The organism is Methylophaga sp. UBA3192, assembly GCA_002363955.1.
GTDB lineage: Bacteria > Pseudomonadota > Gammaproteobacteria > Nitrosococcales > Methylophagaceae > Methylophaga.
Window position 1 is genome coordinate 368901 of the sequence record DEXE01000007.1, and the last position, 6951, is coordinate 375851.

General features: G+C 45.5%; 6 protein-coding genes. 4 read left to right on the plus strand and 2 right to left on the minus strand.

From position 1 onward, the window contains the following. Positions 1-29 precede the first annotated feature (29 nt). Positions 30-1628 (plus strand): ABC-F family ATPase, encoded by a 1599-nt coding sequence (locus B2337_RS12760; RefSeq protein WP_292361905.1) that lies wholly within the window; start codon positions 30-32, stop codon positions 1626-1628. A 100-nt stretch (positions 1629-1728) separates the two neighbouring features. Beyond that, positions 1729-2292 carry a YSC84-related protein gene (locus B2337_RS12765; RefSeq protein WP_292361904.1) on the plus strand — a complete coding sequence of 188 codons (564 nt, stop codon included), beginning with the start codon at positions 1729-1731 and terminating at the stop codon, positions 2290-2292. A 5-nt stretch (positions 2293-2297) separates the two neighbouring features. Here B2337_RS12765 and B2337_RS12770 read toward each other — a convergent pair whose 3' ends face one another. Continuing rightward, positions 2298-2507 carry a dodecin gene (locus B2337_RS12770; protein ID WP_292361903.1) on the minus strand — a complete coding sequence of 70 codons (210 nt, stop codon included), beginning with the start codon at positions 2505-2507 and terminating at the stop codon, positions 2298-2300. Between the two features lie 12 nt (positions 2508-2519). Further along, positions 2520-3338, minus strand: a complete 819-nt coding sequence (locus B2337_RS12775; protein ID WP_292361902.1) for a formate/nitrite transporter family protein — start codon at positions 3336-3338, stop codon at positions 2520-2522. Positions 3339-3580: 242 nt separating this feature from the next. On the opposite strand from B2337_RS12775, the gene B2337_RS12780 reads away from it, so the two are divergent. Together B2337_RS12780 and B2337_RS12785 are read left to right on the plus strand one after the other, a co-directional pair. Continuing rightward, complete coding sequence (locus B2337_RS12780; protein WP_292361901.1) at positions 3581-5380, plus strand: DEAD/DEAH box helicase; 1800 nt, start codon at positions 3581-3583, stop codon at positions 5378-5380. 73 nt (positions 5381-5453) lie between these two features. After that, the gene (locus B2337_RS12785) at positions 5454-6683 is read left to right on the plus strand and encodes a nucleoside recognition domain-containing protein (protein ID WP_292413609.1); all 1230 of its coding nucleotides are present in this window, start codon (positions 5454-5456) and stop codon (positions 6681-6683) included. Positions 6684-6951: the final 268 nt, after the last annotated feature.

A 6951-nucleotide genomic window follows, 5' to 3' on the forward strand; every position in this document is an offset into this window, starting at 1 on the left:
ATTTCTCCTTTAGATACAGGATTTTAACCTTGTTAAGCACTGCTAACATCACCATGCAATTCGGGGCCAAGCCCCTGTTCGAAAATGTCTCCGTTAAATTCGGTGGCGGCAATCGTTATGGCCTGATTGGCGCAAATGGTTGTGGTAAATCGACTTTTATGAAAATTCTGGCCGGGGTGCAAGAGCCTACCTCGGGTAATGTGAGTTACGATCCTAATGAGTCTTATGCGGTATTAAAACAGGATCAGTTTGCGTACGAAGATCAACGTGTTATTGACGTTGTGATTATGGGACAACCTGAGTTATGGGATGTGCATCGTGAGCGCGATCGGATTTATAACCTGCCGGAAATGAGTGAAGAAGATGGCCTGAAAGTCGCAGAACTGGAAGGTCAATACGCCGAGATGGACGGTTATACCGCCGAATCCCGTGCGGGTGAATTACTGTTAGGTGTCGGCATTCCGGTAGAACAGCATTATGGTCCGATGAGTGAAATTGCACCCGGCTGGAAGCTGCGTATCCTGTTGGCTCAGGTACTGTTCGCTGATCCCGATATCATGCTGCTCGATGAGCCGACCAACCATCTGGACATCAATACCATCCGCTGGCTGGAAGAGGTATTAAGCCAGCGCAGCAGCACCATGATCATCATTTCGCATGATCGACACTTCCTCAATCGCATCTGTACGCATATGGCGGATATGGATTATGGCGAATTACGTATTTATCCGGGCAATTATGATGAGTACATGATCGCTTCCACCCAGGCGCGCGAACGTCTGCAATCAGACAATGCGAAGAAAAAAGCACAGATCAAAGAGCTACAGGAATTCGTATCACGATTCTCTGCCAATGCGTCCAAAGCAAAACAGGCAACTTCCCGTCAAAAACAAATGGAAAAAATTCAGCTGGATGACATTAAACCTTCCAGCCGGGTGAATCCGTTTATTCGTTTTAATCAGGAAAAGAAACTGTTTCGTAATGCATTGGAAGTCAGCAAACTGACACAAGGTTACGATAACGAAAAACCGCTGTTTGAAAATTTTAGTTTTATGGCTGAAGTAGGCGAAAAGATTGCTGTTATCGGTCCTAACGGTATTGGTAAAACCACTTTTGTGAAAACGCTGGTTGGTGAACTGGCGCCAAAATCCGGTCATGTAAAATGGTCTGAAAATGCCAATATCGGTTATTACGCTCAGGATCATGATCATCTGTTTAAGAGTAATATGACCTTGTTCGAGTGGATGTCGCAATGGGGCAGCCCGGAAGATGATGAACAGGTTATCCGTGGCACTTTGGGTCGTCTGCTATTCTCTGGTCATATGATTGATAAAAAGGTCAATGTGCTGTCAGGTGGTGAAAAAGGCCGCATGCTGTTTGGCAAACTGATTCTGCAAAAACCCAATATCCTGGTGATGGATGAACCGACCAACCATATGGATATGGAATCTATTGAATCACTTAACCTGGCATTGGAAAACTACGAAGGTACCTTAATTTTTGTCTCCCATGATCGTGAGTTTGTCTCCTCTCTGGCAACCCGCATATTTGATATGGAAAATGAAGGTATCACCGACTTTACCGGTACCTATGATGAGTATCTGAAAAGTCTGGGGATCAATAACTAAGCGGCATGGTCAGTACGTTTTATTATGTACTGACCATCTTCCATCCCTCCAGTCAGCGTGCTATGTTGAAGCCTCAATAACGAAGTTGAGGATTTACATCATGTTAAACCGAATTTCGACTTATCTTCCTGTTCTGTCAGCAATGATTTTTGCCTTTTCTTTACTGACGCTTTCTACACAATCCTTTTCCGCCTCAGCCGCCGAAATTGATATTAAAGTGGATGAAGCCCTGAAACGGTTTCAAACAGAAGTTTCCGGTGGTGATCGTTTTCTTGAAAAAGCTTCCGGGGTATTGGTTTTGCCCGATATCATCAAAGCCGGTTTTGGTATCGGTGGTGAATATGGTGAAGGTGCGTTACGCATCAGTGGTAGCACTGTGGATTACTACAATACTGCGGCTGCATCCATCGGCTTTCAGTTAGGTGCTCAGCAAAAAACCGTGATTCTGGTGTTTATGAATGATGAGGCATTACAGCAGTTTCGCGATAGTGATGGGTGGAAAGCCGGAGTAGATGGTTCTGTGGCTGTTGTCGAATGGGGAGTAGGTGAGGATATCAATACCACTGATATTAAAGATCCCATCGTCGGGTTTGTGTTCAGCAATAAAGGCCTGATGTATAACTTGACGCTCGAAGGCGCCAAGTTTACCAAGCTGAATAAATAGGGGATTTAATCTTCTATTCGAAAACCTATTTTGATAGTGACCTGCCAGTAGCGTACACCGCCATTTTCAATATAGCCGCGGGTGTCGGTCACCTCAAACCAATGTAGATTCTTCACTGTTTCAGCCGCTTTAGCGATTGCATTTTCAATCGCTTTATCCGAACTATCGGCTGAGCTGCCGGTGATTTCAATATGCTTATAAACATGTTCAGTCATGCTGTTTTCCTTTTATTTACGTAAATAGATAAACCAGTAAAACAAGCCTACAAATACACTCCCTCCCAGCATATTGCCTAAGGTCACCGGGATCAAGTTATGCCAGAAAAATCCCCCTATGGTCAGTTGCTCAGAGACAGCTAAAGTCGTCCCGATTTCAGTTTGTGCCAATAAGCCTGCAGGAATAAAAAACATATTGGCAACACTGTGTTCAAAACCTAAAGCGACAAATGCAGTAATTGGAAAGATCACTGCCAGAACCTTATCAGTCACGCTGCGGCCTGCCATACATAACCAGACGGCCAGACAAACAAGAATATTGCACAACACTCCTCGACTGAACGCTTCCATCCAGCTCATATTCACTTTACTGTCAGCAATTGCCACCACCTTCTGCCCAAGCGCCCCATCACCCTGCCACCATAAACCACTGAAATACATCAGCAGTAAAATTCCTAAAGCGCCAATGAAATTGCCAAGATAAACCATTACCCAGTTGTAAATCAGTTGTCTTATGCTAATCAGACCATCAATACAGGCCATGACCAATAAGTTATTACCTGTAAATAATTCTGCCCCGGCCACCACCACCAGAATTAATCCCAAGCAAAATGCCAGACCACCAATTAATCGCATCAAACCCGCTGGCATATTGCCAACGTCATAAGTCACCAGTGTAAAGAACGCCGCCCCAAGCGCGATAAATGCACCTGCCAGTAATGCCAACGCAAAGACTCTCAACGGATCCACAGTGCATTTGCTCATACTGATTTTTTCCAGGCGGCGAGCTATTTCTGCCGGGGTATACGCATCAACTGAAAAAGGATCCATAGTATTTTTCTCTATCTTAAAAAACCGGTTAGCTGATAATCACATAGATCAGGTATAAGCACCATGGCAAGCCTGAGCTGCTTATCCATCATCGTCTCTGCATGATGGTGCTCAAGAGTAAATAAGCACTAATTAAATGAATGATTTTGCTATCTTTTCATAGTTCAGGCACGTATAATTGCACGCTCGCAAATGTCACTTTTACAGCTTTGTTTCCAAAGCTGCCCATCACAGGTTATTCAATGTCCACACCAGAAAACGATTCAACACCCTCATTCGCTGAGTTAGGGTTAGCTGCTCCAATTTTACAAGCTGTACAACAAGCAGGTTATGAAACCCCTTCGCCTATTCAGGCGCAAAGTATTCCGCCTTTACTTGCCGGTAGAGATCTACTAGGCCAGGCCCAGACCGGTACAGGTAAAACGGCTGCTTTTGCTTTACCGCTGTTAAGTCGGCTGGATGTTAAAAATAAATCCACCCAGATGTTGGTGTTAGCACCGACTCGTGAATTGGCTATACAGGTTTCAGAAGCGATCCAAAGTTATGCCCGTCACCTGAAAGATTTCCATATTCTGCCGATTTATGGCGGTCAAAGCATGGGCATTCAATTACGCTCATTACAACGTAAACCACAAGTTGTTGTCGGTACCCCGGGTCGTATTCTGGATCATATTCGTCGTGGCACATTGAAGCTGGATAAACTTGAAGCATTAGTGCTTGATGAAGCGGATGAAATGCTGCGTATGGGCTTTATTGATGATGTCGAAACCATTCTTAAAGAAACCCCTGAAAATCGTCAGGTCGCTTTATTTTCAGCAACCATGCCGGGCCCAATTCATCGTGTCGCACAGAAATATTTGAAAGATCCGGTGGATGTTCGCATTCAATCCAAAACGTCAACCGTCACCACCATTAACCAGCGTTACTGGCAAGTCACCGGTATGCATAAGCTGGATGCGTTAACCCGTATTCTGGAAGTCGAAGACTTTGACGGCATGATCATCTTTGTCCGCACCAAAAACGCGACAGTTGAACTGGCTGAGAAACTTGAAGCCCGGGGATATTCAGCCGCTGCCATCAACGGTGATATGAATCAGGCCCTGCGTGAAAAAACCATTGAACGCATGAAAAAAGGCAGTATTGATATTCTGATTGCTACTGATGTAGCTGCACGTGGGCTTGATATTGAACGTATGAGCCATGTGGTCAACTACGATATCCCTTACGATACCGAATCCTATGTGCATCGTATCGGCCGTACCGGCCGTGCCGGTCGTAAAGGTGAGGCCATTCTGTTTGTCTCCCCACGCGAAACACGAATGTTAAGTGCCATTGAAAAAGCGACACGCCAGGTCATTACCAAAATGCAATTACCGAGCAGCGAAGATATTGCTGATCGTCGTGTATTGCAGTTTATGGAACAACTCAGTGAAACCATTGAGTCTCAGGAACTGGCTTATTTCGAGACGCTGATCAGCCAATATCAACAGGAACATAATGCGGATCCGATTGAAATCGCTGCAGCACTGGCCTTTTTAGTGCAGAAAGATCGTCCGTTGAAGCCGGTTAAACATGTCACGCAACGCCCTGCACGTGAAGAACGGGAACGTGGACCTCGTCAGGAGCGCGGTGAAAGACCTTCCAGAGGCGAACGTCCACCACGTGAAAAACGTGCACCACGCGCGCACCCTAATGAGCCGGATATGGATACCTACCGCGTTGAAGTAGGTCGTGCAGATAATATCGAACCACGCAATCTGGTCGGCGCGATTGCCAATGAATCAGGCATTGACAGTCAGTTTATCGGTCGTATTACTATTAATGATGATCATAGTTTGATTGATTTGCCACAAGGCATGCCAAAAGATATGTTCCAACAAATACGTAAAGTATGGGTCAACAATAAACAGCTGAACATGAGTCTGGCAACAGAGGAAGCAGTAGCTGAAAGTTTAGCGGCCCGTCCATCACGCCGGAATTTCAGCAAAGATCGTAAAGATGGACCTCGTAGCAAACCTGGTAAGAAATTTAAGAAAAGCTAACTGGTCAATACATCAATAACTAAAAGTCACTGGCAACAGTGACTTTTTTTTTGAGCATGCCACAATAGCCCCCATGCTGAATATTATCTGGATTGCCTTTTTTCTGATTGCCTTTGCAGTAGCTTTATTTAAGTTACTGGTGTTGGGTGACACAGAAATTTTTAACCAGATCATGCAGGCGCTGTTTGCACTTTCTAAAACCGCTTTTGAAATTGCCATTGGTTTAACCGGCATTCTGGCCTTATGGCTGGGGATTATGAAAATTGGTGAACGCAGTGGATTTGTCGAGTTATTAACCCGTGGGTTATCGCCCCTTTTCACTCGTTTAATGCCTGAAGTACCAAAGAATCATCCCGCGCTGGGGGCGATGGTGATGAATATATCAGCCAATGCACTGGGCCTCGATAATGCAGCAACCCCGTTGGGTATTAAAGCGATGCAGGAACTGCAAAAGCTTAATCCGTTAATAGATACCGCCAGTAACGCCCAGATTCTGTTTCTGGTCATTAACACTTCTGCCGTCACCTTGTTCCCGGTCACCATTTTTACCTATCGTGCACAGATGGGCGCCGCTAATCCGACAGACGTTTTTATCCCGTTACTTATCGCCACCTATTTTTCAACCTTGATAGGTTTAATCACTGTCGCCGCGGTACAGAAAATCAATCTGCTGGATCGCATCGTGCTGATGTACCTGGGTGGTTTCAGTGCTTTTGTGTTCGGTTTACTGGCTTATTTTGCCAGTCTGGAACAACAACAAATGCTGGTGCAATCCGCTATTGTCAGTAATGTAGTGATTTTTTCATTAGTAATCGCCTTTATTGTGGCAGCTGCCTGGCAACGGGTAAATGCCTATGAGGCCTTTATTGATGGTGCCAAAGAAGGTTTTTCAACGGCGGTAATGATTATTCCTTATCTGGTTGCCATGTTAGTTGCCATTGGGGTTTTTCGTGCCAGCGGTGCACTTGAATTAATCGCTAGCGGTGTTCGTGCCGGAGTGCTCGCTGCAGGACTGGATGATCGTTTTGTCGATGCCCTGCCCACCGCCCTGATGAAACCATTCAGTGGCAGTGGGGCCCGGGCCATGATGATCGATACCATGGAAGTGCATGGAGCGGATTCGTTTGCCGGACGTTTGGCCTCCATTGTTCAGGGCAGCACTGAAACAACATTTTATGTTCTCGCAGTGTATTTTGGTGCCGTAGGGATTAAGAAAATCCGCCATGCTATTGCTTGCGGCCTTGCGGCGGATGTTGCTGGAATAACTGCAGCGATAATTATTGCTTACTGGTTTTTTGGTTAACCCATGAAAACTGATAACCCTAGGGCTTGTTGATCTTTCATATCCGCCTCTGTTGTGAGCTGAAAAAGCGTCAATCAAGGCACGAGGAACGCTTTTTGTGAGATACATCCATGTATCTCACCCCTTTGGGGCTTGCGCTCAAAAACGTTTATCTCCATGGATGGAGTGTATGCAAAAGCAATGTCTGGAACATTGCTTGTCCTGACGTTTTTGTAGTTATTCTAAATAAGTGACGAGCAACACAGACCGGCGCGCGCCTCCCTGGCGC

Excerpts from the sequence above, each read along its gene's own strand:
- B2337_RS12785 (WP_292413609.1), top strand. The coding sequence starts at position 5,454 with ATGCTGAATATTATCTGGATTGCCTTTTTTCTGATTGCCTTTGCAGTA.
- B2337_RS12765 (WP_292361904.1), top strand. The coding sequence starts at position 1,729 with ATGTTAAACCGAATTTCGACTTATCTTCCTGTTCTGTCAGCAATGATT.
- B2337_RS12775 (WP_292361902.1), bottom strand. The coding sequence starts at position 3,338 with ATGGATCCTTTTTCAGTTGATGCGTATACCCCGGCAGAAATAGCTCGC.
- B2337_RS12780 (WP_292361901.1), top strand. The coding sequence starts at position 3,581 with ATGTCCACACCAGAAAACGATTCAACACCCTCATTCGCTGAGTTAGGG.
- B2337_RS12770 (WP_292361903.1), bottom strand. The coding sequence starts at position 2,507 with ATGACTGAACATGTTTATAAGCATATTGAAATCACCGGCAGCTCAGCC.